Origin of the sequence: Pseudomonas sp. B20 (assembly GCF_020515755.1) — a bacterium.
GTDB classification, from domain to species: Bacteria; Pseudomonadota; Gammaproteobacteria; order Pseudomonadales; family Pseudomonadaceae; genus Aquipseudomonas; species Aquipseudomonas syringae.
Window position 1 is genome coordinate 47736 of record NZ_JAHPJG010000029.1, and the last position, 24941, is coordinate 72676.

At 61.3% G+C, this 24941-nt stretch carries 20 protein-coding genes; 7 read left to right on the forward strand and 13 right to left on the reverse strand.

Going from position 1 to position 24941, the window contains the following annotated elements:
* Positions 1–48: 48 nt before the first annotated feature.
* A complete protein-coding gene (locus LIX91_RS23555; RefSeq protein WP_226489269.1) occupies positions 49–423 on the forward strand; it encodes an NADH:ubiquinone oxidoreductase in 375 nt (124 codons plus the stop codon).
* Positions 424–426: 3 nt separating this feature from the next.
* On the opposite strand, the gene LIX91_RS23560 is transcribed toward LIX91_RS23555, so the two are convergent.
* Positions 427–1077 (reverse strand): DUF1826 domain-containing protein, encoded by a 651-nt coding sequence (locus LIX91_RS23560; protein WP_024660269.1) that lies wholly within the window; start codon positions 1075–1077, stop codon positions 427–429.
* The gene (zigA, locus tag LIX91_RS23565) at positions 1077–2285 is read right to left on the reverse strand and encodes a zinc metallochaperone GTPase ZigA (RefSeq protein WP_226489270.1); all 1209 of its coding nucleotides are present in this window, start codon (positions 2283–2285) and stop codon (positions 1077–1079) included. Before zigA ends, LIX91_RS23560 begins: the two co-directional genes overlap by 1 nt.
* Before the next feature lie 140 nt (positions 2286–2425).
* Here zigA and LIX91_RS23570 point away from each other — a divergent pair, with 140 nt between their 5' ends.
* Positions 2426–2809, forward strand: coding sequence for a glutamine synthetase (locus LIX91_RS23570; RefSeq protein WP_226489271.1), 384 nt, complete (start codon positions 2426–2428; stop codon positions 2807–2809).
* Positions 2810–2814: 5 nt separating this feature from the next.
* On the opposite strand, the gene LIX91_RS23575 is transcribed toward LIX91_RS23570, so the two are convergent.
* Positions 2815–4041: an N-acetylmuramoyl-L-alanine amidase gene (locus tag LIX91_RS23575; protein ID WP_226489272.1), complete on the reverse strand. Its 1227-nt coding sequence runs from the start codon at positions 4039–4041 to the stop codon at positions 2815–2817.
* Positions 4042–4241: 200 nt separating this feature from the next.
* Positions 4242–4763 carry a DUF3617 domain-containing protein gene (locus tag LIX91_RS23580; RefSeq protein ID WP_003316040.1) on the reverse strand — a complete coding sequence of 174 codons (522 nt, stop codon included), beginning with the start codon at positions 4761–4763 and terminating at the stop codon, positions 4242–4244.
* Between the two features lie 169 nt (positions 4764–4932).
* On the opposite strand from LIX91_RS23580, the gene cls reads away from it, so the two are divergent.
* Entirely contained in the window at positions 4933–6372 is a 1440-nt protein-coding gene (gene cls / locus LIX91_RS23585; protein WP_100073155.1) for a cardiolipin synthase, read from the forward strand.
* A 46-nt stretch (positions 6373–6418) separates the two neighbouring features.
* Here cls and cfaB read toward each other — a convergent pair whose 3' ends face one another.
* From cfaB to hflK (LIX91_RS23610), 5 genes are all read right to left on the reverse strand, one after another.
* A complete protein-coding gene (cfaB, locus tag LIX91_RS23590; RefSeq protein WP_226489273.1) occupies positions 6419–7606 on the reverse strand; it encodes a C17 cyclopropane fatty acid synthase CfaB in 1188 nt (395 codons plus the stop codon).
* 236 nt (positions 7607–7842) lie between these two features.
* The gene (locus LIX91_RS23595; protein WP_226489274.1) at positions 7843–9807 is read right to left on the reverse strand and encodes a heavy metal translocating P-type ATPase; all 1965 of its coding nucleotides are present in this window, start codon (positions 9805–9807) and stop codon (positions 7843–7845) included.
* Positions 9804–10874, reverse strand: coding sequence for a protease modulator HflK (hflK, locus tag LIX91_RS23600; protein ID WP_226489275.1), 1071 nt, complete (start codon positions 10872–10874; stop codon positions 9804–9806). The genes LIX91_RS23595 and hflK (LIX91_RS23600) overlap by 4 nt, the downstream gene beginning before the upstream one ends.
* Complete coding sequence (gene hflC / locus LIX91_RS23605) at positions 10871–11908, reverse strand: protease modulator HflC (protein WP_226489276.1); 1038 nt, start codon at positions 11906–11908, stop codon at positions 10871–10873. Before hflC ends, hflK (LIX91_RS23600) begins: the two co-directional genes overlap by 4 nt.
* Positions 11909–11919: 11 nt before the next feature.
* Positions 11920–13866, reverse strand: a complete 1947-nt coding sequence (gene hflK, locus LIX91_RS23610) for a protease modulator HflK (protein ID WP_226489277.1) — start codon at positions 13864–13866, stop codon at positions 11920–11922.
* Positions 13867–13962: 96 nt separating this feature from the next.
* Between hflK (LIX91_RS23610) and LIX91_RS23615 the strand changes: the two genes are divergently transcribed.
* The 4 genes from LIX91_RS23615 (at position 13963) to LIX91_RS23630 (ending at position 19622) form a co-directional block, all read left to right on the forward strand.
* A complete protein-coding gene (locus LIX91_RS23615; RefSeq protein WP_146052081.1) occupies positions 13963–14196 on the forward strand; it encodes a hypothetical protein in 234 nt (77 codons plus the stop codon).
* Between the two features lie 198 nt (positions 14197–14394).
* On the forward strand, positions 14395–16014 hold the full coding sequence (locus LIX91_RS23620; RefSeq protein WP_010434024.1) for a glucan biosynthesis protein D: 1620 nt from the start codon (positions 14395–14397) through the stop codon (positions 16012–16014).
* Positions 16015–16360: 346 nt separating this feature from the next.
* Complete coding sequence (locus LIX91_RS23625; RefSeq protein WP_180301310.1) at positions 16361–17644, forward strand: hypothetical protein; 1284 nt, start codon at positions 16361–16363, stop codon at positions 17642–17644.
* Between the two features lie 94 nt (positions 17645–17738).
* Positions 17739–19622: an acyltransferase family protein gene (locus LIX91_RS23630; protein ID WP_226489278.1), complete on the forward strand. Its 1884-nt coding sequence runs from the start codon at positions 17739–17741 to the stop codon at positions 19620–19622.
* A 106-nt stretch (positions 19623–19728) separates the two neighbouring features.
* Here LIX91_RS23630 and LIX91_RS23635 read toward each other — a convergent pair whose 3' ends face one another.
* The 4 genes from LIX91_RS23635 to LIX91_RS23650 are packed head-to-tail and all read right to left on the reverse strand — an operon-like array spanning position 19729 to position 24567.
* On the reverse strand, positions 19729–20367 hold the full coding sequence (locus LIX91_RS23635) for a response regulator transcription factor (protein WP_003340244.1): 639 nt from the start codon (positions 20365–20367) through the stop codon (positions 19729–19731).
* Complete coding sequence (locus LIX91_RS23640) at positions 20367–21434, reverse strand: sensor histidine kinase (RefSeq protein ID WP_226489279.1); 1068 nt, start codon at positions 21432–21434, stop codon at positions 20367–20369. The genes LIX91_RS23635 and LIX91_RS23640 overlap by 1 nt, the downstream gene beginning before the upstream one ends.
* Before the next feature lie 51 nt (positions 21435–21485).
* Positions 21486–22790, reverse strand: a complete 1305-nt coding sequence (locus LIX91_RS23645) for an AAA-associated domain-containing protein (RefSeq protein WP_024640682.1) — start codon at positions 22788–22790, stop codon at positions 21486–21488.
* Between the two features lie 22 nt (positions 22791–22812).
* The gene (locus LIX91_RS23650; protein ID WP_226489280.1) at positions 22813–24567 is read right to left on the reverse strand and encodes an ABC transporter permease; all 1755 of its coding nucleotides are present in this window, start codon (positions 24565–24567) and stop codon (positions 22813–22815) included.
* Positions 24568–24941 lie beyond the last annotated feature (374 nt).

Below are 24941 nucleotides of genomic sequence, written 5' to 3' on the forward strand. Positions count from 1 at the left end.
TCACTTTTGGCGAATGCGTTGTTCATTGAAGAGCAAGGAAGGATAACGATGCAAGTAATGCGGCTGTCTGCCGGCCTGGCGTTGATGCTGCTGACAGTGTCTTCCAGCTCGGCGTGGGCCGAAGCGTGTCTGGTCCACAGCCAGGCCGAAAGGCTCGACGTGAAGGTCTGCCAGGAAAATATCAACATCCCGGCAAACCTGTTTCACGACAGCTTCTGCCAGCCGCAGCTCGCCGGGCAGAAGACCGAGACCACCTATTCGCAACAGTGCCCGGCAGGCGCGTTCGGCGTCTGCCGCAATGCGCAGGTTGCCAATATGCCGTATCGCGAGCACATCCACTATTACGGCGTCGCCGGTGACGCGCTGTACCTCAAGCCCTTTTGCGAAGGCCAGAGCAAGGGGCAGTGGATAACGCCTGACTGAGCATCACGCCAGCCAGTCCAGCGTCAGAATCAACCTGCGCTCGTTGCGCAGCAATTGCGGCGAGCGATGGATCAGGCCGAAACCCTCATTGCCGTGCCAGCGCTCGCCCTTGAGCAGCGCCACTTCACCACTGTTGATCTGCTGGATATGGGCAGCATCCGTCGGCTCGGCGTCCAGACGCCCCAGTTGTTTGCGGTCCATCACCCCTTCATGCAGCCATTGACTGCCAACCCCGCCGTAAGTGGTGATAAGACGCACCGGCACGTGGTCGACATGGAAGCGCGGGCACATGGCCTTGTCGAGCACCCGCAGGCGCAGACCAACGCATTCGGCACCTAGCAGACAGGCATAGGCGCCGACCAGCCAGGAAACGTCGGCAATGAATCCCTGATAGCCCAGCAGGTCGGAATAGCCCGATGCAAGCGCGCTCAGGTCAGGCTCGACCTCGCCGCCCTGCACCTCCAGGGTCATGGACTCGGCTAAAGGCTCACCCATCGACAGCAGCAAGGCACCGAAGTCTTCTATGTGCGCAGGCAGTTGACGCTGCCAGAGCGCCAGGTTGACGCCGTCCTGCAGAATATCGCCCAACACATCGGGTGTATCGCCCTGCGCCTGTCGGACTGCGGTTTCAGGTTTAAAACGATAAGCCAGCATCAGGCAGCCACCTCTTCATGCCAATCGCCAAACGGATCGGCCAGCGCACGCCAACGCTCGACGCCCGCCTCCATCTCCGCATCAGTGAGCAGGCAGTTGTCCAGCTCGGCGGTCAGCCGCGCAAAATCAATGTTCTGGCCGATGAACACCAGCTCCTGCCGACAGTCGCCGGTTTCAGTCGTCCAGTTCTCCAGAATGGACTTGACGCTCTCCTTGTCCTCGGGCCAGCTGTCGCGGTTCACGAAACGCCACCAGCGCCCGGCAAAGCCATGGCGCATCAAGCCGCCTGCCTGCGACCAGCTGCCCGCATCCTTGTATTTACTGGCCAGCCAGAAGAAGCCTTTGGAGCGCAGCAGCTTGCCGTTGCTCCAGGGACGATTGATGAAATCGAAAAAGCGCTCCGGATGGAACGGTCGACGAGCACGATAGGCGGTTGATGCAATGCCATACTCTTCGGTTTCCGGCATGTGTTCGCCGCGCATTTCCTTGAGCCAGCCCGGTGCCTGGGAAGCGCGCTGGAAGTCAAAGCGCCCGGTGTTGAGAATCGTCGCCAACGGCACCTGGCCCATCACCATCGGTACGATCTCGGCCTCCGGGTTGAGGCGCTTGAGGATCGCCATCAGCTCTTCACGCTCACTGGAGCTGATCAGGTCGATCTTGCTGAGCAGGATGACGTCGGCAAACTCGATCTGCTCGATCAGCAGGTCGGTAATCGAGCGATCATCGTCTTCACCCATGGTTTCACCGCGTGTGGACAAGCCGTCTGCCGCTTCATAATCGAGCAGGAAGTTCACGCCATCGACCACGGTGACCATGGTGTCCAGGCGCGCCAGGTCCATCAGGCTTTTGCCGGCCTCGTCGCGGAAGGTGAAGGTTTCAGCCACGGGCAACGGCTCGGAGATGCCTGTGGATTCGATCAATAAGTAATCAAAACGACCGTCCTGAGCCAGACGGCTGACCTCTTCGAGCAGATCCTCGCGCAGGGTGCAGCAAATGCAGCCATTGCTCATCTCGATCAGCTTTTCTTCGGCACGGTTCAGTCTGACATCACGCTGAACTTCGCTGCCGTCGATGTTGATCTCGCTCATGTCATTGACGATCACCGCAACCCGCAGGTTTTCGCGGTTGCGCAGCACATAATTGAGTAAAGTGCTTTTTCCGGCCCCGAGAAAACCGGACAGGACGGTAACGGGTAGAAGATTTGCCATCAGGATTCTCCAGGCAGCTGCAAGGTTTGAACCTTGTTCATGTCGGCTGCGACGAATCCCTCTGGCAGCCAACTCTAATCACAATAGGATGTTATAGTATAACAACCATAAATAGCTATGGCCTTGCTGAAGGGATCTTCATGAGAAGGGTTTCGACAGGCTTGATGGCGATGCTGATCAGCGCGCATTTGCTGGCTGCATCACCAAGACCCTCCGCCGATCTCGCCACCTGCACGCGCAGTGCGACGCTGCTGGCGTGCAACGATGTGCACGGCAATAGCTACAGCGTGGCCACCGCCGGATCAACGACCTGGTTGAAGGGTTACGAGGTACTCGACAAGCGCCGCTGGGCGCAGACCAACAGTCGCTATGGCCAGTTGACGTTTTTTACCGGGCTGGCGTCTGATGGCGAGGCTTGGGTAGGCACTGTGCAGCGTGTGGGCTGGACGACAATCACTCGGGTATCCAGCTCAAGCGGCACGCGCAGCAAGATCACCTGCAGCCGCTTGAACGGCTGCCGCTGAGCCGGTCAGACCGGCCGTTCCTGCTTCTGCGCCTGCAGCCAGGCCATGTGCGAGTCCACTGGCGGGTTACGCTGGAAATAGCGCTGCAGGCCATCGAACAGACCATCGGCAACGGCTTGTTGATGACGCGCAGTAACCAGACGCTGGCTGTCGCGGCTGTTGGAGATGAAGCCGGTTTCAACCAGAATCGACGGTACATCCGGTGATTTGAGAACGGCGAACCCGGCCTGTTCAACACGCTTCTGATGCAGCGTGGTGATGCCTTCGAGACTGCCCAGCACGGTGTGGCCCAATTGCAGACTGGCTGCAATGGTGGCATTCATCGACATGTCGAGAATCACCCCGGCAAGCATCGGGTCCTTGTCCTTCAGATTGAGCAGCGACGTGGCACCCAGCAGGTCCGCGCCGTTTTCCCGCTGAGCCATGAAGCGCGCCGTTGCCGACGTTGCACCGCCTTCGGAAAGAGCGAACACCGACGCACCCGATGCCGTCAGACGAGGCGCAGCATCGGCGTGCACGGAAATGAACATGTCGGCGTTTGACTTGTGCGCGAACTCGACGCGCTTGCGCAGCGGTACGAAAAAGTCATCGTTGCGCACCAGACGTACATCGAAGCCCTTCTCGCGCTTCAAGCGTCTGGCCAGCAACTGAGCGATGGACAGCACCACATCTTTTTCGCGCTCACCCCGCGAACCCACGGCGCCAGGATCCTTGCCGCCATGGCCGGCATCGACTACCACCATGATGTCGCGTCCGGTGTGCGCCTTGCTGGTCGGGATCGGCACAGGCACCGGCGGCGGCAACTCAGCCATCTGCACAGGCGCATGGGCCGTGGAACTCATGTCCAGCACCAGCCGATGCCCCTGCCCGCCTTCCGGGCCGAGCAGGAAACTGTTGAGCTGTACCGGTGCGGTGAGGTCCAGCACGATGCGTGTGTCGTCACCCTGGCCGTAGTGCCCGGAACGAATCGATTTTATGACGGTACGGTCCAGCGCCAACTGACTGAAGTCGCCGGTCAGCCGCGAACCGCTGACGTCGATGATCAGGCGGTCGGGGGCTGTCAGGGTGAAGGTCTTGTATTGCACCGGGCCGCTCAGATCGAGGACCAGTCGCAGCTTGTCGTTGGTACGCCAAAGGCGGGCGTTACGAATCTGCGTGGCGAAGGCACCCAACGGCAACGTCAGGGCCGCGCTGGCCAGCAGCATGTTGAGCAACACTTGGCGTCGGTGCATGGAACGTCTCAAAGAGCAAATTGAGCATCCCGGCTCACGAAGGGTTCATCCACATCATTAGTAACAATATAACATGCAGTTACGGACGAAAGATGAGGCCCTTCATGAAGATTAAGTCATCTGAAACGCTGTCAGAGGCGACAAAAAATCATCACCTCTGCGCAGCGTGTTCCACGTGGAACATAACTCCATGAATTTGATCAGGTACGCGGGGCGACGTTGCCACATTGTGGCCCCAGCCACACGGCGCGGGTGTCCATGCTGCCGTTCTGTTGCTGACCGGTGGCATTGAATGTACCCACAACATTGGTGGTGAACTCGCGATCACTCAGGAACTGCGCCTGCCCTGTACCCTTGGCTTTCGGGCAGCTGAACTGGAAATTCCAGGTCTTGCCGTTGCGCGCAGTAATCTTTTGCGTACATCCGGAGGCCGGGTCAGTCAGCGGAATGTCGTCCGACTGCACCTGCGCCTGAGTCAGGCAAGCCCTCACACCTTTGCCGCCCAAGGTGACGCCTTGCTTTTTCATCATCTGTTCCATCATCGCACGCTGCTCGGGCGGCAGATTCTGCAGTTGCCCCAGCATCAACTGCATGTCCGGCAGCTGCTGCCCGTCCACTTTCATATTGCTGGACGTCAGCTCCCACAACCCCGGTTGCAGCATCTGCGCCTGAGCCAAAGGAGCCGCCAGACAAAACATCCAAGCCAACATGCGTTTGTTCATTTCAAGATTCCTGATCGGGCATTGCGGATGAAAACGAGACTGGAATAATCCAGCCAAAAGATAAACCTTAGACGGCACACATGTCGCCCAGTTGCACCCGGAATTAAATAGCGACATTCCCGTTCAGCTGTGGTCTGTTAGGCAGCAAAGGCGAGGAGCATTGTTCCACATGGATTATCACGACCCGTACTTTTTCGGTTACGTCCTGGGTTTCATTCATTTACTCGGTACAGGCGCCGCCATCCATGCATTGCTGACGGTGCGGACTTCCCAAGGCGCAATTGCCTGGGCGATGCCGCTGTTGTTCATTCCCTATTTCACCCTGCTGCCTTATCTGGTGTTCGGCCGAAGCTCATTCGACGCGTACATCAAGGCGCGCCGCCAGGCCAACCAGGAAATGCGGATCGCGATCGGCAGCCTCAACTGGCGCCCATGGATGGAAGAAGCTGTGGCTGCGCGTCGATCAGATGCCTATGCGGCACTGCGTGCGATGCCCAAGCTGGGCAACATGCCGGCGCTGGCCAACAACAAGGTCAAGTTGCTGATCAATGGCGAGGAAACCTTCGGGGCCATTTTTCAGGCCATCCGTGAAGCGAAAAAGACCATCCTGATTCAGTTCTTCATCATTCATGACGACAAACTCGGGCGCGAGCTGCAATCGCTGCTGCTGGAAAAAGCCGCCGAAGGCGTGGCGATCTTTGTACTTTACGACCGCATCGGCAGCCACGCTCTGCCAGGTGCCTATATCGATAAGCTGCGCGACGGTGGCGTGCAGATAAAAGCCTTCGCCACACGCGGCGGCTGGCTCAATCGCTTTCAGATCAACTTCCGCAACCACCGCAAGATCGTCGTCGTCGATGGCCTGAAAGGCTATATAGGCGGTCATAACGTGGGTGATGAATACATGGGCCTGAAGCCACCGCTGGCCCCATGGCGCGATACTCATGTGCAAGTCATCGGCCCGGTGGTCGCCTGCTTGCAGGAGTCGTTCGCCGAAGACTGGTTCTGGGCCACCCGCGAACTACCACCGCTCAGCCTGCCTGATGAATTTCCCGAAGACGGTGTGCTTTGCCAGTTGCTGACCAGTGGCCCGGCTGATGCGCAGGAGACCTGCTCGCTGTTCTTCGTGGAAGCCATCCACGCGGCCGAAGAACGCGTGTGGATCACCAGCCCCTACTTCATCCCTGACGAAGCCGTCACCGCTGCGCTGACCCTGGCAGTGTTGCGCGGCGTGGACGTGCGCCTGCTGCTGCCGTCGCGCCCCGACCATTACGTGGTGTATGCCGCTTCAAGTCTGTACGCCTTCGATGCTGTGCGTGCCGGAGTGCGGGTATTCCGCTACGAACCGGGCTTCCTGCATCAGAAGGTCGTCCTGGTCGACAACGAGATTACCGCCATCGGCAGCGCCAACCTCGACAACCGCTCGTTCCGCCTTAACTTCGAACTGATGCTGCTGACGGTCGACAGCGACTTCTCCAGCCAGGTGGAATCCATGCTCACCGCCGACTTCAACCTCGCCCGCGAAATCTCCGTGCAGGAAAGCCACGAGACGCGACGCCTGCATCAACTGGGTATGCGCGTGGCGCGGCTGATTTCACCGATTCTGTGAGACCTGTGCTCGCTACGCTGCTTGCCTTGAGGGGCTAAACGGGACGTCACCCATAAATATCCTCACGCGTCAGTGGCAGCCCGGTCTTGCCGTCGGCGAAGGGTTTTACGGCGAGTATCTGGTGCAGGTTGATCCAGCCTTTGGTGAATCCATAGGCACAGCCTGCGAGGTATAGCCGCCAGATCCGCAGGGTCTGTTGGGGTACGATTCGCGCGGCTTCGTCGAGCCGGGCTTCCAGTCGTGCGCTCCAGTGCTCGAGGGTTTTCGCGTAGTGCGGGCGCAGGCTTTCGACGTCGACCACTTCAAGCCCGGCTTCGCTGATCTGGGCGCTGATCATGGCCAGGTGCGGCAGCTCGCCATTGGGGAAAACATAGCGGTCGATGAACTCGCCGGCACCACGCCCGACAGGACGACCGTCGGTGTGCCGGGCGGTGATGCCGTGATTCATCACCAGGCCGCCCTCCTTCACCGCGCCGAACAGGCGTTGCGCGTACAACGGCAGGTTGGCATGCCCGACGTGCTCGAACATGCCGACACTGACCACCTTGTCGAAGCGCGCATCCTGCGGCAGGTCACGGTAATCGAGCAGTTGCAGGTCGACCTTGTCCTGCAGACCTTCGGCTTGAACCCGCTCGCGAGCCAGTGCCAATTGTTGCTGGCTCAGGGTGATGCCAAAGACCTTCACGCCGTATTCGCGAGCAGCAAAACGCGCCAGCCCGCCCCAGCCGCAGCCGACGTCCAACAGGTACTCACCGCGCTGGAGCCGCAACTTGCGGCACAGGTGGTGGAATTTATCCTGCTGCGCCTGCTCCAGCGATTCGTCGCCGGTCTTGAAATACGCGCAGGAGTAGACCATCTCCCTGTCCAGCCAGAGCTGGTAGAAGTCGTTGGAAACATCGTAGTGGTAGGCAATCGACGCCGCATCAGTGTCCTTGTCATGCTCGACCCGGACCGGATTGCCAGCGCTGTCGTCATCGTCCACCAGCGCGTGGGTCAGTTCATCGCAGACCCGGACCACTTCGCTGATTGAGCCCTCCAGCTCCAGCCGTCCCTCCACGAACGCGCTGCCGAGCAGGCCCAGGCTGGGGTGGCTGAAGTCGGAGACCAGTTGCGGATCCTTGACGACTATCGTGACGCTGGGCGAAGGCCCGAGGTCCATCTGATGACCGTCCCAGAGCCGCAGCCGCAACGGCAGATGAAGGTTCTGCAAGGTCGTTGGACGTTGTGTAAGCATTTCAAAATCACCCCCTTATCCAGAAACTCAAAAAAGAGTAATCCAGCAAAGGCCCCGCAAAAGGGCCTGAAAAGGCATTGGCGACGGCAAAACTGCTATGAATCAACTGCGGGGGAACAGCCTTGTGCCCTCTGATTCGAGCCGAGAGTCAGCCTGAATTTGGATCACGCAATGAAACATAGCGCTTAATCTGTAACAGAATTAGTCAAAGCTCAAGCCGTTTGACGCACTGATCATCAGCGCAGGCGTGAGACCTGATGCTGCACACCCGCGTCGTCGAGCTTGAGCAATGGCTCCTGAAAGCGCAGCAAACGTCCGGCGTTGCCCAATACCAACAGGGTGCTTAGATTGTGCAGGATAGCTGCGACCATCGCACCCGCAGCACCAAGCAGACCAAAGGCGGCCAGTGCCACGATCGCCAGTGTCCAGCCCAGCCCGATGATGACGTTGACCTGCAGGGTCTGACGACACTGGCGGCTGAGTCGCACGCAGGTGCCGAGGCGGCGCAGGTCGCTGCCGATCAGCACGATGTCGGCGGACGCCAGCGCGATATCCGCGCCACCCGCGCCCATCGCCACGCCGACCACGCCCGCCTTCAAAGCCAGCGAATCGTTGACCCCGTCGCCCACCACCATCGGCCGGAACCCGCTGGCAATCTCACCCATGACGCGATTGAGTTTGTCTTCAGGCAGCGCCTGCGCCTGCACGTCAGCGATGCCGATATCGTGCGCCAGGTTGTCGGCCACGCTCTGCCGATCACCGGTCAACAGCAATTGCCGCCCCAGGCCCAGGCCGCGCAACTCAAACAGTGCCGCCTGGGCTTCGGGTTTGACACTGTCGGCCAGCAGCAGCCAGGCGAGAAAAACACCGTCCAGCGACAGCCCGGCCAGCGGGCCGTCATGTGCAGGGACGGCAGGCGTGACGATGCCCATCTGTGCGAATAACTCCGGGCGGCCCAATGCTGCATCGCCCTGCTCCGTCGACGCCACCACCCCCAGACCTTGGCGCTCGCGGGTGTCGGTCAGCGGCAACAGTCGGGCGTTGTCCACCAGCCCGGCCAAAGCCCGGCTCACCGGGTGGCTGCTGGCCGACCCGAGGCTCGCGGCCAGCGCCAGCAATTGCGGATGCTGTGGACCGTCGGCCTGCACAGATTGCAGCCGCAGACGACCGTAGGTCAGGGTGCCAGTCTTGTCCACAACCAGTGAGTTGAGGTCAGCCAGTTCTTCAAGAAACGCCGAACTGCGGATCAGGATGCCGTGCCGTGCCGCGACCGCAATACCTGCGATGGCGGTGGCCGGGGCCGAAAGCACCAGCGCACAGGGACAGGCCGCAACCAGCACTGCCAGCATCGCCTGCGCATCCTGAGTGATAAACCAGGTCAGCGCCGCGATCAGCAAGACCAGCACCATGTAACTGCCTGCGTAGCGCTCCAGCAGACGCGTGATAGGCGGCTTGGAACGCTCTGCGCTCTGCATCAGCGCGATGACCTTGCCCAGCGTGGACTGATCGCCGATGCGGGTCACTTCAATGCGCAGCAGGCCGTCCAGATTGATGGCGCCACCGAACACCTCGACCCCGACGATGGCTTCCAGCGGGACCGATTCGCCGGTGATCGACGACGTATCCAGACTGGCTTGCCCGGACAGCACCCGACCGTCCGCCGGAACGCGGTCGCCCGCCCGCACCTCCACCTGATCGCCGGCTTTCAGCGTCGCGTTGTCGACCTCGCGCACACTGCCGTCGGCGCTCAGCAAACGCGCCTGGCTGCGGGTCAGGCGTCCCAGCGCTTCGATGGCCTCCTGCGAGCCGATCACGCTGCGCTCTTCCAGCACGTGACCGAAGATCATGATGATCGGCAGCAACGCGGCGGTCATCAGGTCACCGGTGGCCCAGGCACCGAGCATCGCCAGCGCGATCAACTGGTCGGTGATGCCGTGCAGGCTCGAATGCCGCAAGCTGTGCCAACCGGCGCTGATCACCGGTATAGCGACCAACAGCGATGCGGCGCCCAACAGCAATTGGCTGACACCTTCCTGCTCCGGGGCAAAAAACCGCCAGACCAGTCCCAATCCCAGCAAACCCAACGCCAGCATCGCGAGGGTCAGTTGCCGGGCGGCACTGCGCTGTTCTGCGCTGCTCAGCAGACTGCCAGGCGCTTGCGGCTGGCCGACGTCGTGGGTGTGAACGGCTTCGCCACTCATTGTGGTGCTCCCTGAATGATCAGGCGGGAATCGTCTTTGGGGTCGACCGTGGTTACCGAACCCGCCTGATGCAGAATGACCGGTACGCGTTCACGGTAGAGGCGTTGCATAAGACCGGGGTCGTTGCGGGTTTCGGCTGATTGGGTCAGGCTGACGACCGTTGCAGTGGCCGCCTGCGCCTTGGCCAGACGCTCGGACGCCTGTGCGTGCGCCACTTGCAGGGTTCGGTCGGCCTGTTGATTAGCGGTCTGGGTCAACTTTTCGGCATCAGTGCGTGCATTGGCCACGGCCTGATCGGCCTGCTGACTGGCCGTCAGCACGGCATTGAACGCATTGACTGCGGAGGTCGGCAGGCTCGACTGCACATCCACCCGAGCGACCTCGACACCGATGCCCATGCCTGTCGCCTTGAGCTCGGCCAGACGCTGATTGATGCCGCGCACCAGATCGCCACGCAGCCGCTCACGGCGCTCGGCAGCCTGGCTGTCAGCACCGATCAGCTCGGGACGGGCAACCAGAATGGTGTCCAGATCCCGAGCCGCCGTCAGCGCTACAGCGCTGCGATTGACCAGCCGGTCCAGCGCAGGCAATACATGCTCGCCTTGCAACACGAAGGCAGTGGGGTCAGTCACTTTGTAAAACACCGTGACGTCCAGTTGCACCACACCGGCATCGCCAGTCAGCAGAAAACCGGAGCCTGCCAGTGCATCGCTCATGGGTGCCGACAGGGTCGCGACTTCATCGGCCTTCAACGCGGCAGGCGAACGCAGCAGGGTTTCCACGCGCCGCTCGATCACCCGATCAGCCGAAGGCAGCAGCACCACCTGTTCGAACGGCTGTGGCCAGGCGACCAGCAATCCTGCGTTCTGAACCCGCTCGATCGCGCCGAAGTGCATGACCACCGCGCGGTTCTGTGGATCGATCTGGCGCACGTTGGACGTCGCCCAGGCCAGCGCGGCGAGCAGTGTCACGCCATACAGCCCTATAAACGCCAGACGACTGGCCTGCAACCAGGGGCTGTTCACTGGCGGGCGCTGCGCCACGGCTTCGTCGACCGGCTGGCTCATGGCTGCGTTCCGCTCTTGCCATCCAGCGTCGGCGGGCCGTCCACCAGCACGCGGAACGGCGCAGCGTCGGTACGCAGTATCAGACGCGTGCCGGGCGTCACGATGGTGCCCAGCGTGTCCAGCGAGCGCAGCAGGTTGTAGAGCTGCGGCGAGCCCGCATAGGCACGGCCATAGATCTGCGCGGCTTCAACCCGCGACTGTGCTTCGATATCGGCCGCCTTGACCGTGGCATCGGCTTCGACAATCCGTGCGTCTCGCTCGGCGGCCGAACGAATCTGCGCCGCCTCACGCTTGCCCACGGCGGTGCGCTCGGTGGCGATGGTCTCGCGCTCGGCGCGCATGCGGTCCACGGTAGCGTTGAGCGTCACCGACGGCAGGGTCAGTCGTTCCACGCCGACCTGCAGGACACGCACCCCGTAAGTCGCCAGCAGTTGCTGATCGATCTGCTGGCGCAGCTGATTTTCGAAGGCGGTGATATTTACCTTGCTGGCATCAGTATTCACCAGGCTGGAGAGATCGAAACTGCTCGCCGTGGTTTCCAGCGCCGAGCCGACAAAAGTGCGGATCTGCCGCGCCGCTTCGTCGGGCTGGTTCTGTACTGCGCGCATGAAGCGCTGCACGTTGTCGGCGTCGCCCTGCACCTGCCACGCCACGTAGGCCTGAACGATGATGCGCAAGCCATCGCGGGTACCGACGTCCTGCAGACCGCTGGAGGTGGTGCGCAGGCGCAGGTCCACGGGGATGGTCGCCTCGAACGGTGCCGGCCAGCGCCAGTTGAGGCCCGGCTCCAGCAGGACCCGGGACGGGTTGCCGAAGCGCGTGACGACAGTCGCCTCGCCCGAACGCACCTGCACCAGGCTCGCTGCTGCAATCGCAAACGCGATCAGCACCGCTGCCAGGCTTGCCCGCCGCCAGGGGAACGCTGCCGGGCCGCTCGCGCCATGATGATGGTGTTGATGACCGTGGCCGCCATGGCCGTGACTGTCATGGCTATCGTGGTCGGCGTGATCGTGATGATGATGGAACAGACTCAAGGGACGACTCCTTACTGAACGGCTTTACGCGGCGCCGTTGGGTCTGCCGGTGGGGTGAAGGTACGCAGGTCGATGGTCGGCGCACTGTCGCCGCCCAGACGATGATCCAGTATCAGCAACTTCGCATTGCCCAGGCCCTCGGTCAGTTGGGCCAGGTATTGCTCCAGCAAAAACGCCTGGCCTGCCTTGGCATAGGCCTGACGTTCAGCACTGAAGCGCAGGTCTGCACCCTGTGCGCCGGCCAGAATTTCGCGGGCGGCGGCACTGGCCTGATCACGCGCCACGCTGGCATTGAGCTGCGCCTGATTGGCCTTGTCGCTGGCCGCGCCGCGTTCGCGGGAGATCAGCGCCTGTGCACCGATCTGCGCAGCCTGCACAGCATGATAGGCGTTGGCCGCACCGGCGGGCGGGTGGATGGCTTCAACCACCGTGGCGAGCAATTCGACGCCGCTGTCCAGACGCTGCAAGTCGGCCTGCACGGCCTTGCCGATATCATCGGCCAGGCCGCTGCGCTGTTCGCCGAGCAGTTCATCCAGCGTGCGTGAAGCAAAATCATGCACCAGCACCCGGCTGGCCGTGCTGCGAATCAAGGCCGGAATGTCAGCGCTGTTGTAGGTCGACGCCATGGCTGCGGCATCTGTCAGGCCGATGCGATAGACGAATCGCACGTCCATGTTGACGATCTGAAAGCTCTGCTTGTCGCCGGCACTGCTGGCAATGACCTGGGATTTTTCGTTGATATGGCTGGCATCCCACAGACGGTTGGCGCTGCCCGGTGGCGGGCCTTCGGCCGGGTCCAGCGTCTGCTCGAAGGTGTCGGCGGCAGAAACGCTGGTCGCCAGCTCATGAACCACACCGTTTTCGACGGCCAGCACGCGCCCGAACGGCCAGGGCAAACCCACATGCAGACCGGGACCGAATACATCGACCGGCTTGCCGAAGCGCTCATAAATGCCCCGCCCCTGCATGGGGATTTCATGCACGCCGCTCAGCACCCAGCCCAGCGCTGCGACCACCGCCAGCACCGGCAAAAAGGCGCGACGCATGTAGGTAAAGGCCCAGATCTGGCGCAGATCGATGCCGAAACGGTTGTGCAGTTCGTGCTGCAGGGCAAGCAGCGGGCGCGGCGGCCAGCGCAACAGGTCAGCGATGAAACTCGCAGCCAGCAGGCGCGGTTCGCTACGTGGGTTGCGCGGGCTGAACACCGACAGCACAGCGCGCAGCAGGAACTCCAGCGCCACGCCAAGCGGCAGCAGGCCGATCAACACCGCCAGCCGCGCAGGCCAGACACGCTCTGCACTGGAGAAAAACAGGCACAGCGCGCCGATCAGCAGGACGATGAGCGTCATGCGCACCAGTTGCGCCAGCGCACAGGCCTCCGGCGACTGACTGTCGGACTCGCTGCTCAGCTGTCGCTCGATGACCAGCAGCCCGAACGCCAACAGCAGCATGACGCTGCCGGCCAGGCTACCGGCGGTGGAGAGGTCGGCGCCGGACAGCGCCAGGTTCCAGAAGGCGCGAACGACGATCAACGCCAGCACCGCCCAACCGGTAAGCCACAGGGCCGAGCTGCCCACGTGCCTGACCAGCGATTTGCCGGAGTCACTCAGCCGTTCAAGCAGGCGCTCGTACCAGCCGCTCTCGTCGCCAGCAGACAGGTTTTCATCGAGCGTATCTGCATCCGGCGAACGCAACGCGCGAGCCCGCCACAGCGCGACATGCCGCGCCGACTGCAAGCCCGCCGTGAGCAGAAACAACGCCGCCGAGGCATTGCACAGCACCGCCATCCACAAAGAGCCAGGGGAAAACAGATCGATGGACAACGCCAGCAGCAGCCCGAACGCCCCTACCCCACCGGTCACATACATCAATCGTCCCAGACGCCGAACCTGTTGCACCGCCATTTGAAAACGCGGCAGGCCTTCAAGGCCTTCGTGCTCATCCAAATCAACCCGCATCACTACCCCGGCACCCGCTTATTTATCGCCCCTTGGAGAGCCCTGCATTGGCATCTGAATGCCAGTGAATCATAGCGTTACGATATAACACGCGGAATGAAACTTTCGTCAGGACTATTAGCTGAACGAATGTGCGATAGCGGTGCTGCCCAGCGGTCCAATCGAGCTGAAGTCGTGCAGGTCGTGGGCCCGCACGCCAGCAAAATGATTGCTGAATATTGCTTGGCAAAAAAGTTTTTAGCGTCGGCCGAAGGCATCGAGTTGACCGGCGCTTTTTGCCTCGATCGTCTGAAAGCCTTGCGCCAAGCGGCGATGCGCTTAATCGATTAGTCTAAAGCGCTGCAAAAATCAGCGTTATAGCCGTTAATACGCCGGATTCATTACCCACGATCGGCGTTTTTTTTTGGCCGATTTTCGAACCGTATCTCGTCTTTGTTATCTGTTGTGGGTAGTTTGCGTTCGGCAAGGAGTCGTTGGCGCGCCATTTTTTGTGCAGGACGCACAGAATTACTCAGAGGCTTCACCTTTATGAATCGCAGAAATCTCCTGAAAGCGTCCATGGCGTTGGCCGCCTACGGCAGCGTATCGGCCTCAGGGCTTTTTGCTGCGCGGGCACTGGCCGCCGCAGCCGATGGCGAGATCGAACACTTCGATTTTGCAGAGTTGCAGGCGCATGCCAAGAAGCTTGCGAGCAAAGGGTATGTGAGCAACAAGCAGGTGCTGCCACCGGTACTTGCGAACATGACGCCGCAGCAATTCAATGCCATCCGCTACGACCCGAATCACTCGCTGTGGAAAGACGTCCACGGCCAGCTCGACGTGCATTTCTTCCACGTCGGCATGGGCTTCAAGACGCCCGTGCGCATGTACAGCGTCGATCCGCAGAGCAAGCAGGCGCGCGAAGTGCACTTCCGCCATGACCTGTTCAACTACGAGAACAGCGGCATCGACAAGAACCTGGTCAAGGGCGACCTGGGCTTTGCCGGTTTCAAACTGTTCAAGGCGCCTGAAATCGCCATCAATGACGTCGTTTCGTTTCTCGGCGCCAGCTACTTCCGCGCTGTGGACAGCAACAAGCAATACGGCCTCTCGGCACGCGGCCTGGCCATCGACAGTTACGCCAAGCGTCAGGAAGAATTCCCGGACTTCACCAAGTTCTGGTTCGAAACGCCGGACAAGAACGCGACACGCTTCGTGGTTTACGCACTGCTCGACTCGCCGAGCGCGACCGGTGCCTACCGCTTCGACATCGACTGTCAGGCCGGTCAGGTGGTCATGGAAATCGACGCGCACGTCAATGCGCGTACCGATATCCAGCAGTTGGGCATTTCACCGATGACCAGCATGTTCAGCTGCGGCACTCACGAACGCCGCATGTGCGACACCATCCACCCGCAAATCCACGACTCGGATCGCCTGTCGATGTGGCGTGGCAATGGTGAGTGGATCTGCCGTCCGCTGAATAACCCGGCCAAACCACAATTCAGTGCGTTCTCCGACACCGATCCGAAAGGCTTCGGGCTGGTGCAGAGCGATCACGAATTCTCCAGCTATCAGGACACCGTCGTCTGGTACAGCCGCCGTCCAAGCCTGTGGGTCGAGCCGATCACGGCGTGGGGCGAAGGCGAGGTCAGCCTGCTGGAGCTGCCGACCACGGGCGAAACGATGGACAACATCGTGGTGTTCTGGACACCGAAGACGCCGGTCAAGGCCGGGGATTCGATGAACTACGGCTACAAACTGTTCTGGAGCCCGCTGCCGCCAGTGAGCACGCCGCTGGCACAGGTCCACGCGACACGTTCAGGCATGGGCGGCTTCCTCGAAGGCTGGGCACCGGGCGAGCATTACCCGAAAACCTGGGCCCGCCGCTTTGCGGTGGACTTCAACGGCGGCGGTCTGGATCGCTTGCCGGAAGGCACCGGGATCGAACCCATCGTCACGGTCACCCATGGCAAGGTGCAGGACTTCAACATCCTCGTGCTGCCGGACATCAAGGGCTACCGCGTCACCTTCGACTGGGTACCGGACAGCGACTCGGTCGAGCCGGTCGAAATGCGCATGTTCATCCGCACTGGCGACCGTACGCTGAGCGAGACCTGGCTCTATCAGTACTTCCCGCCTGCACCGGACAAACGTAAATACCCGTAGTCCGCAGATGGGTGACGCAGAGCGTCACGAAGGGCATTCCCACGAGCGTGAGGAACGATAGGGGTTCTCAGGAACACTATCGTGCCCATGCTCCAGCGTGGGCATGCCGTTCCGGACGCTCCGCGTCCTGTCCCGGGCACCGGGCGTGCGGCGCATAACCACTAATCCTGACTAATTAATTGACAGTTGCCCCAACTGCGACTGATATACCTGTTGTCATGCCGTTGCGAGCGTCCGCTCCAGACCCCCATCTCCCAAAGCCTGCCTGTGTCGACACGTCCCCGTGATCGTCGGGCGGTAGCTTTGTCCGCGCAATTCCCCTGACGTATTTCACAAGGCAGCCAGCATGGCGTTGAATACTGCGAACGGCGTCGACGCCAGGTCGTCGTTAATGTCCTTTGACAAGTCCACGGTGGTGGTGTGGGTCGCCATCAGCCTGATGCTGGTCGAGACCTTCTCCGGGGCCTTGCGCTTCTACTTCGATCAGGCAGGCCTCAGTCCCCTGCTCTATCTGCCCAAAGCCGCCTGCATCCTGCTGTTTGCGCTCGAACTGCGCACCTTCAGGGCAGGAAAGCTGTTCTGGACATTCACGATCCTGTGGCTGCTTTCCGGGCTGCTGGCCATGCTGCATCGCGCCAGCGTGCACAACCTGGCGTTCAGCCTGTTCGCGCTGAGCCCGCTGGTGTTCGGTCTGGTATGTGGCCGGCACCTGCTGTATCGCCGCAAGCTGCTTTACCGCGCCATTGCGTTCTGCCTGCTGGCCTCGCTGCTGGGGATTGCCCTGGACAAGCTCACCTCCGTGCCGTGGAAGGGCTACAGCTACAGCGTCGGTGAGACGCAGTTAAGCGCCAATACCTCATGGAGTGCGGACGAGGTGGATCGCATTGCCGGTTTCGCCAGAGTGTCCAACGTGCTGTCGATCATGATCGCCTTCTACACGCTGTACCTGATCATGTTCCTGCGCTCGCGCCTGATGATGTTGTTGCTGAGTGCAGTGGCGCTTTACGCCATCGTGCTGACCACCAGCAAAGCGCCAGCCGCGGCCTTCGCCCTGACCATGGTGCTGCTGTTGTTGCGGAGGATGAGCTGGACCTGCAGGACAGTGTGCACCGTGGTGGTAGGCATCGGTCTGCTGTTGCCGGCGCTGGGCCTGATTGTGAGCCCTGATGCCTACGCGGTCAGCAGCGGCGGCTCTCTGGCCTCGCTGTATGACCGGATGATCAACACCTGGCCCGGCCTGATCAATGCGATGAGTCGCGAAGGCTGGATGATCAGCGGCGCAGGCTTCGGCATGGTCGGCAGTACGATGGGGCTGTTTCCGGTGGACGGTGCCGGGGTCTTTCTCGGTATGGACAGCTCTGCCCTGTACCTCTGGGCAATGCTGGGCGTGCTCGGTTTGCTGCTGTATGCGCTGCAGATTCCGCTGTTGTTCCGACTGATCGATGATCAGACCCGTGTCGGCCATATGCTGCTGGCGATCAGCTTCTGCTGGTGCCTGATCAGCTGGACCACCGACATGTTCGAGGTCGCTGCCGCCAACCTGTTCATCGGCCTGGCCATTGGTCATGTGATTGCCGGCAGACAACCTTCTGCGAGCCATACGCCCGGACTGTCATCGACTGCCCGCTGACCGCCACCGCATCACCACCACGCTGGCCGCCGATACGTTTCGGCTGATCTCCGGCCCCTCTTCCTCACGATCAGCCAACGGATGGCTTTCTCCAATGGACTTCAGAAAAGACATCAATGGCCTGCGCGCCATCGCGGTGATTGCGGTGCTGCTCTTCCACTTCCACCCTGACTGGCTGCCTGGCGGCTTTGCCGGTGTGGATGTGTTTTTCGTGATCTCGGGGTATCTGATCACAGGGATCATCCTGCGCGGCTTGAGGCGCGGTAAATTCAGGCTGGCGGCGTTCTATACGTCACGGGCCAGACGCATCGTCCCGGCCCTCGCTGTGCTGTGTTTTGCCTTGCTGCTGCTGGGCTGGTTCGCTCTGCTGCCGCTGGACTACAGCACGCTGGGCACGCATGTGGCGAGCAGCCTGGGGTTCGTTTCCAATATTGTCTATTGGCGTGAGGCGGGGTATTTCACCGCCAGTGCCCATGAGAAATGGCTGCTGCACACCTGGTCGCTGTCGGTGGAATGGCAGTTCTACCTGCTGTACCCGATTGCGCTGCTGATGCTCAGTCGCTTCGTCGCGCTGCACAACCTGCGCTGGTGGGTACTGGGCGCAAGCCTGACAGGCTTTGTGGCGTGCGTGTCGGCCTCCTCGCAATGGCCGGAGGCGGCGTTTTACCTGCTGCCGACCCGCGCCTGGGAATTGCTGGCAGGTGGCGTCGCCTGCCTGTTCCCACTGCAATTGAAGGCCCTGCAGCAGCGCGTTCTGGAACACATCGGACTGACGCTGATCGTGGCCGGTTTCTTTCTGCTGTCCGTGCAGGACACATGGCCGGGTTATCTGGTGCTGATGCCGGTGCTGGGGACGTTCGCGGTGATCGTCGCTGCACGCAACGACTCACTGCTGACCTGTAACCCGTTGGCTCAATGGACCGGCACACGGTCGTACTCGCTGTACCTGTGGCATTGGCCAGTGGTGGTGTGGATGAATGACGCCGGGTTGCTGGGCGAGACCCGCACGGTGCTGGTGGGCGTCGGTGTGGCCGTGATGCTGGGTCTGGTCTCATGGCGGCTGATCGAGCAGCCCGCCAGCAGACCGTCGTCTGATCAGCGCAGCAGACGTACCGCGTTCGGCACGCTGACCGCTCTGCTGTTCGTCGGCGGAACACTGGTGAGTGCGACTGGCGGCGTGGTATCGCCACTGCGCCCGGTCAGCGTTTCGGACAAGGCACGTTTCATTCAGGAATACGCTGATCGTCAGCACAACCTGTACGAGCCTTACTGGCTGAAATGTGACGCCTTCTCCGCCCTGACCCAGCGCGGTCAATCTGGCATCGACGAAGCCTGCACCCGCAAACAGGGGGTGGGCGGCGTGTTCCTGTGGGGCGATTCTCACGCACAGGCGCTGTCGCTCGGCTTGCGTACCTTGCTGACGCACAGCACGCCCTTCTATCAGGTCGCCTCGGCCAGTTGCCGCCCCGCTCTGAGTGACCATCAAGGACGTACCTCTGCGACCAGCAGGGCCTGTGACTACTCCAACAGAACGGCCCTGCAGGGCATCGAAAAGCTGCGTCCGGACATCGTGGTCATCGCGCAGAAGGACGGGCACGACAAGACCGACTGGACGCAGATCGCGGTCCGGCTCAAGGGTCTTGGCGTGAAGCATATCGTGCTGATCGGCCCGGTCCCGCAGTGGAACCCGTCGCTGCCCAGTGTCATCGCCAACCGTCATTGGGGGCTGAGCGAATCGCACATCCGCGATCCGGCTCTGGATCAAAGCGTCATGCTGGTGGATCAGGCAACCCGCGCACTGGCCGCATCGGCAGGCATCCAGTTCGTGTCGCTGATCGACAAACTGTGCATCGCCGATGCCTGCCTGGTACGCCTGGAAGACAACCGCTCTCTGCTGCAGATCGACTCGGGGCACTTGAGCGCAGAAGGTTCGCTGTACGTCGTGCGTAACTATGTACTGCCGCAATTGGTGAATTAGTCAGCCGCTGAGTACAAACGTCCTGTTTCTGGAGGCTGTAGCGGCCTCCGGCCAGAATCAAAAGCGGACTTGTGTATAACGATGAGGGCTCGGTGTGAGTCGTCGATCAGTGCAGCTCTTTGAGGCGCTCGGCGAACTTGACGAGGTCGGCCAGGGAATCGGCTTCCATCTTGCGCATCACCGAACCACGGCGGACCTTGACGGTGATTTCGCTCACGTTCAGCCGGGCTGCAATCTGTTTGTTGAGCAGGCCGCTGACCACCAGCTCCATCACCTGCTGCTCACCGAGATTGAGGCTGGCGTGGCGGCGCTGCAGTTCGGCACCCACGGCGGCACTCTGGCGCCGGCTGCGATCCTGCGCCAACCCCTGCTGAATGGCGTCGAGCAAGTCCTGGTCGCGAAAGGGCTTGGTCAGAAACTCCACCGCACCGGCCTTCATGGCCCGCACGGACATGGGAATGTCGCCATGCCCGGTGATGAAAATGACCGGCAGGGAAATCCCCGACCTGGCCATATGCTCCTGAAAATCCAGGCCACTCATGCCCGGCATGCGGATGTCCAGAATCAGGCAGCCCGGCGCATCAGGGCGCGGGGTGTCCAGAAACTCGCGGGTCGAGCCGAACAGCATGCTGCGCAATCCGACCGAGGCCAGCAGGTCCTCCAGCGAGGAGCGCACCGACAGGTCGTCATCGAGGACGTAGATGATCGGCTCTTCGGTCGGTGAGGCGGTGGCGGCTGTGCTCATCAGGTTTCCATCTTTCCGGTGGGCAGGGTGAAGTGAAACGTAGCACCGATTGCAGGGTTGGGCGTGACCCAGATGCGTCCGCCATGAGCTTCGATGATCGAACGACTGATCGCCAGACCGATCCCCATGCCTTCCTCCTTGGTGGTGTAGAACGCGTCGAACAACCGATGGATGTTTTCCGGTGGCACGCCGATACCGTTATCGCCGACCGCAAATCCGATATCGCCGCCGTCATGCCAGCCCACCCGAATCTCCAGTTGCGCCTGATCCGCCTCGAGCTTTTTCATCGCATCGACGCCATTGAGCATCAGGTTCAGCAACACTTGCTGGATCTGCACCCGATCAGCCAGCAGCGGCGGCAGGCCCTCCGGAACGTCGACCAGCAGTGCGACGCCCTGCCCCTCTATCTCGCTGTGCGCCAACGCCACGATCTCGGCGACGGTATCGGCCACGCTGATCCACTCCTTGTGAGTGGACGAGCGCTTCGCCAGCGCGCGCACCCGGACGATGATGTCACCGGCGCGGTTCGCGTCACTGATCATGCGGTCGACGGCCTGCCGGGCCTTTTCCAGATTGACCGGCTCGGTGGCCAGCCAGCGCTGGCAGGCATTACCGCTGGTGACAATGGCCGACAGCGGCTGATTGACCTCGTGGGCAATGGACGCCGTCAGTTCACCCAGTTGATTGACCCGTGCGATCCGCGCCAGCTGTGAGCGCGCTTCATGTACCGAGCGGATGGCCAGCGCCATGCGCAGCGCCAGCCAGGTGGTCATGGCAATGGCCGCCAGGCTGATAATGCAATTGATCAGCCCGGACGCCTCACTGCCTCTGGAGGTCGTCATCTCGTAACTGATCACGGTCAGCACCATGCACAGCAACGCCATCGCGATAACGCCTGTGGCCGGCAGGAACCTGACCGCCAGCAGCACCACAACAATCTGGAATACGCCCACGGCGATTTCCAGGTCGGTCAAGGTGTCGGCAACCGCAATGACCAGCGCCAGCATCAGCAACGCAATCAGCCGCACCGCCATAGCGGCCTTGCCGTAGGATTCCGGTTCACGCATGCGCATCATCCCGCTGGTTGCAAAAGGCCCGTTGAGTATGTCCTACAAACCTCAGGACGGGTTGTCCAGGCTGAACTGATCGGCCAGTTCGTCATAGGCAAACAACTCCGCGTAGCGCCCCCATTGAATCACTGCGTTGAGGGTCTGCATGGCATCGCTTTCAGACATGAAGTCTTCGAGTTGATCGCGAAAGCGCCGTGCCGGTGCCGTGTGCGTGGGACGATCATCCAGCACCCGCCGAATGTGCGCCACCAGCGGCACGAAGCTCAGCAGGTGCTGGGCGAACAGTTGCTTGCGCTCGTCGACATCCGCCAGCGCATAGCGATTGGCGGCTGGCAGCAGGCGAATGTCGCCGCCCTTCAGTTCAGCGAAGCGCAGTAGCTGCAGGACCTCGGCAATCGGGAACAGCTCGTCGGCATTGTAGTGCAGCGCAGCGGCCAGTTCCGGCAGGTCGGCCTTCAGGCTGTAGGGCGGCGCGTGAATCGCCTCGATCAGCCCTGCGAGTGCGTTGGTGGAAACCTGTGGCAACACCATCCCCAGCCCGGTGCCCGGGAACACGCCCTGACGAATCTCGCCGGCGTCGTTGTCCTGGGTCATCAGCACGTAGATTTCTTCCACCAGCGCCCGGAAGATCGGGTCCTGGCGGTTGCGCGGCTGGGGCAGATCGACCTTTATCTCGCTGATCACCCGCCCAGGATTGGAGGAGAACAGCAGGATGCGGTCGCACATCAGCACGGCTTCGGCGATGTTATGCGTCACCATCAGGATCGACTTGATGGGCATGCGCCCTTCGCTCCACATGTCCAGCAAGTCAGTGCGCAGGGTTTCGGCGGTGAGCACGTCGAGCGCGGAAAACGGTTCGTCCATCAACAGCACGTCAGGATCAATGACCAGCGCGCGCGCCATACCCACACGCTGACGCATGCCTCCGGACAGCTCCTTGGGGTAGGCGCTCTCGAAACCGTCCAGGCCGATCAGATCGATGGCCGCCAGTGCGCGCTTGCGGCGTACCGCGGCGGGCACACGTTGCGCTTCGAGGCCGACTTCGACGTTTTCCAGCACGGTCAGCCAGGGAAACAGCGCAAAACTCTGGAACACCATACCCACCGACATCGCCCGCCCTTGCGCACGACGCGGGAAATTCACCTCACCTTCGGTGGGCACCACCAGCCCGGCGATGGAGCGCAGCAGGGTCGACTTGCCCGAACCGGACCGGCCCAGCAGGCCCACTATTTCGTTCTCGTTGAGCGTCAGGGTCACGTCATCCAGCACCAGGCGCTCTTTGCTGCCTTTGCCGTACACATGTCGGACTTTCTGAACATCTACCAGGCAACGCGTTTCGACAGCCATCATGATGGCGCCCTCCCCTTACACAAGATCAGACAAGACTCAGACGTCGCTCGGCAAACCCGTAAAGCGGGCGCCACAGCAACCGGTTGAACGCAATCACGAAGACCGACATGACCACGATGCCCAGCGCAACGCGCGGAAAGTCACCCGCCTGGGTCGCATTGGCGATGTATGACCCCAGGCCTGCAGCTTCCAGATGCTGATCGCCCCAGGAAACCGCTTCGGCGACGATACTGGCGTTCCACGAACCACCCGACGCGGTCAGCGCACCGGTGATGTAGTAGGGAAACACGCCGGGCAGCGCGACACGGCGCCACCACTGCCAGCCGCGCATATTGAACATGGTCGCCGCTTCGCGCAGGTCAGTCGGCAAGGCACTGGCCCCGGCGATCACGTTGAACAGGATGTACCACTGGGTGCCGAGCACCATCAGCGGCGACAGCCAGATGTCCGGGTTCAGATGCAGGCCGACAATCGCGATCACCGCAAACGGAAACAGAACGTTGGCCGGGAACGCCGCCATGAACTGCGCGATTGGCTGCAAGCGTTCGGCCCAGACCGGACGCAGGCCGATCCAGATACCGACGGGCACCCAGATCAGGCTCGCAATGACGATCAGTACGATCACACGCACCATCGTCGCCAGGCCCAGACCAAAGGCCGTGACCATGTCGCTGGCGCCCAGTGACGCCTCGATGAACCTGAACAGGTACACGCTGCCGGCCAGGCAGGCAGCCATGACCAGACCCAGCCACGCGTAGTCGAGCACACGGGCGACGCCCGGGGTGAGCTTCACTTTCCACAGCCGGGAGAACACACGCCAGTCGATCAGCATCAGGCATTTCCACGGCGCAGCCAGGACCGAACCCAGCATCGGTGCCACTCGGGAGCGGCCCAGCAGGCTGTACATCCAAGAGCGCGGACGCTTCGACGATGCGGTTTGCTCGAAGCGGAATTTGTCCGCCCAGGCGACGATCGGCCTGAACAGCAATTGGTCATAGGCCAGAATCACCAGCCCCATTGCGCCCACTGCCCAGGCAATCGCGGTCAGGTTTTTCTGCTCGATGGCCAGCGCCAGCCAGGAACCGATACCCGGCAGATTGACCGTGGTGTCGCCGACCGAAATGGCCTCGCAGGCGACCACGAAAAACCAGCCGCCGGACATCGACATCATCATGTTCCACACCAGCCCCGGAATGGCGAACGGCAGTTCCAGGCGAGTGAAGCGCAGTACTGCAGACAGCCCGAACTGACGGCTGACTTCGTTCAGGTCACTGGGCACAGTACGCAGTGACTGATAGAAACTGAACGCGAGATTCCAGGCCTGGCTGGTGAAGATGGCAAAGATCGCTGCGCATTCGACGCCCATCTGCCGGCCGGGAAACAGGCCCATGAAGAAGGTCACGGTGAACGTCAGAAAACCCAGCACCGGTACCGACTGAAGAATATCCAGCGCCGGGATGATCACCTGCTCGGCTTTGCGACTTTTGGCTGCCAGCGTGGCCACTACAAAAGTGAAGATCAATGAAGCGCCCAGCGCGATGAACATACGCAGCGTGGTGCGCAAGGCATATTCGGGCAGGCGCGCCGGATCGAGGCTCATGGGGCTGGAGTTCAGCACAGTGAGTGGCTGCATCATCTGGCCAAAGCCATAAATGAACAGGCCAATAAACACAGTCAGGATGGCCAGGCAAATACCATCGGCCCAATAAGGCGTGCGTGCACCGGGTTTTACGAAACGGGGCGTCCGCAGGCTTTTACCGAATTCAAATATCGAATGCATTGCTCACCTCGAGCCGGCCGCGCAGGCGCAGACCCACCCGTTTTATAAGCAAACAGGCAGTCAGCGATAACAGATAAAGGCCGTGAGTTAATAGTTGCCGGACAGTGAGGTAAAGCTTATAGCGTTTCGATCAACAGTAGAAACCTGCAAAAGTAGCTCATGTTTATCTGTAAGTATGAGTGAGGTATACCAACGTATAGTTATATAACTATCGCCCCGTTATTCAGGCCAGTTTAGCGTCGCGCAAAAGAACATTATCGTGCCCATGCTGTAGCGTGAGGAACGATAATCTCGACTATCGTGCGACGCTCCGCGTCGCATGCCGTTCTGGACGCTCCGCGTCCTCCCTTGAAGAAGCGGTGCGGCCTGGAGAT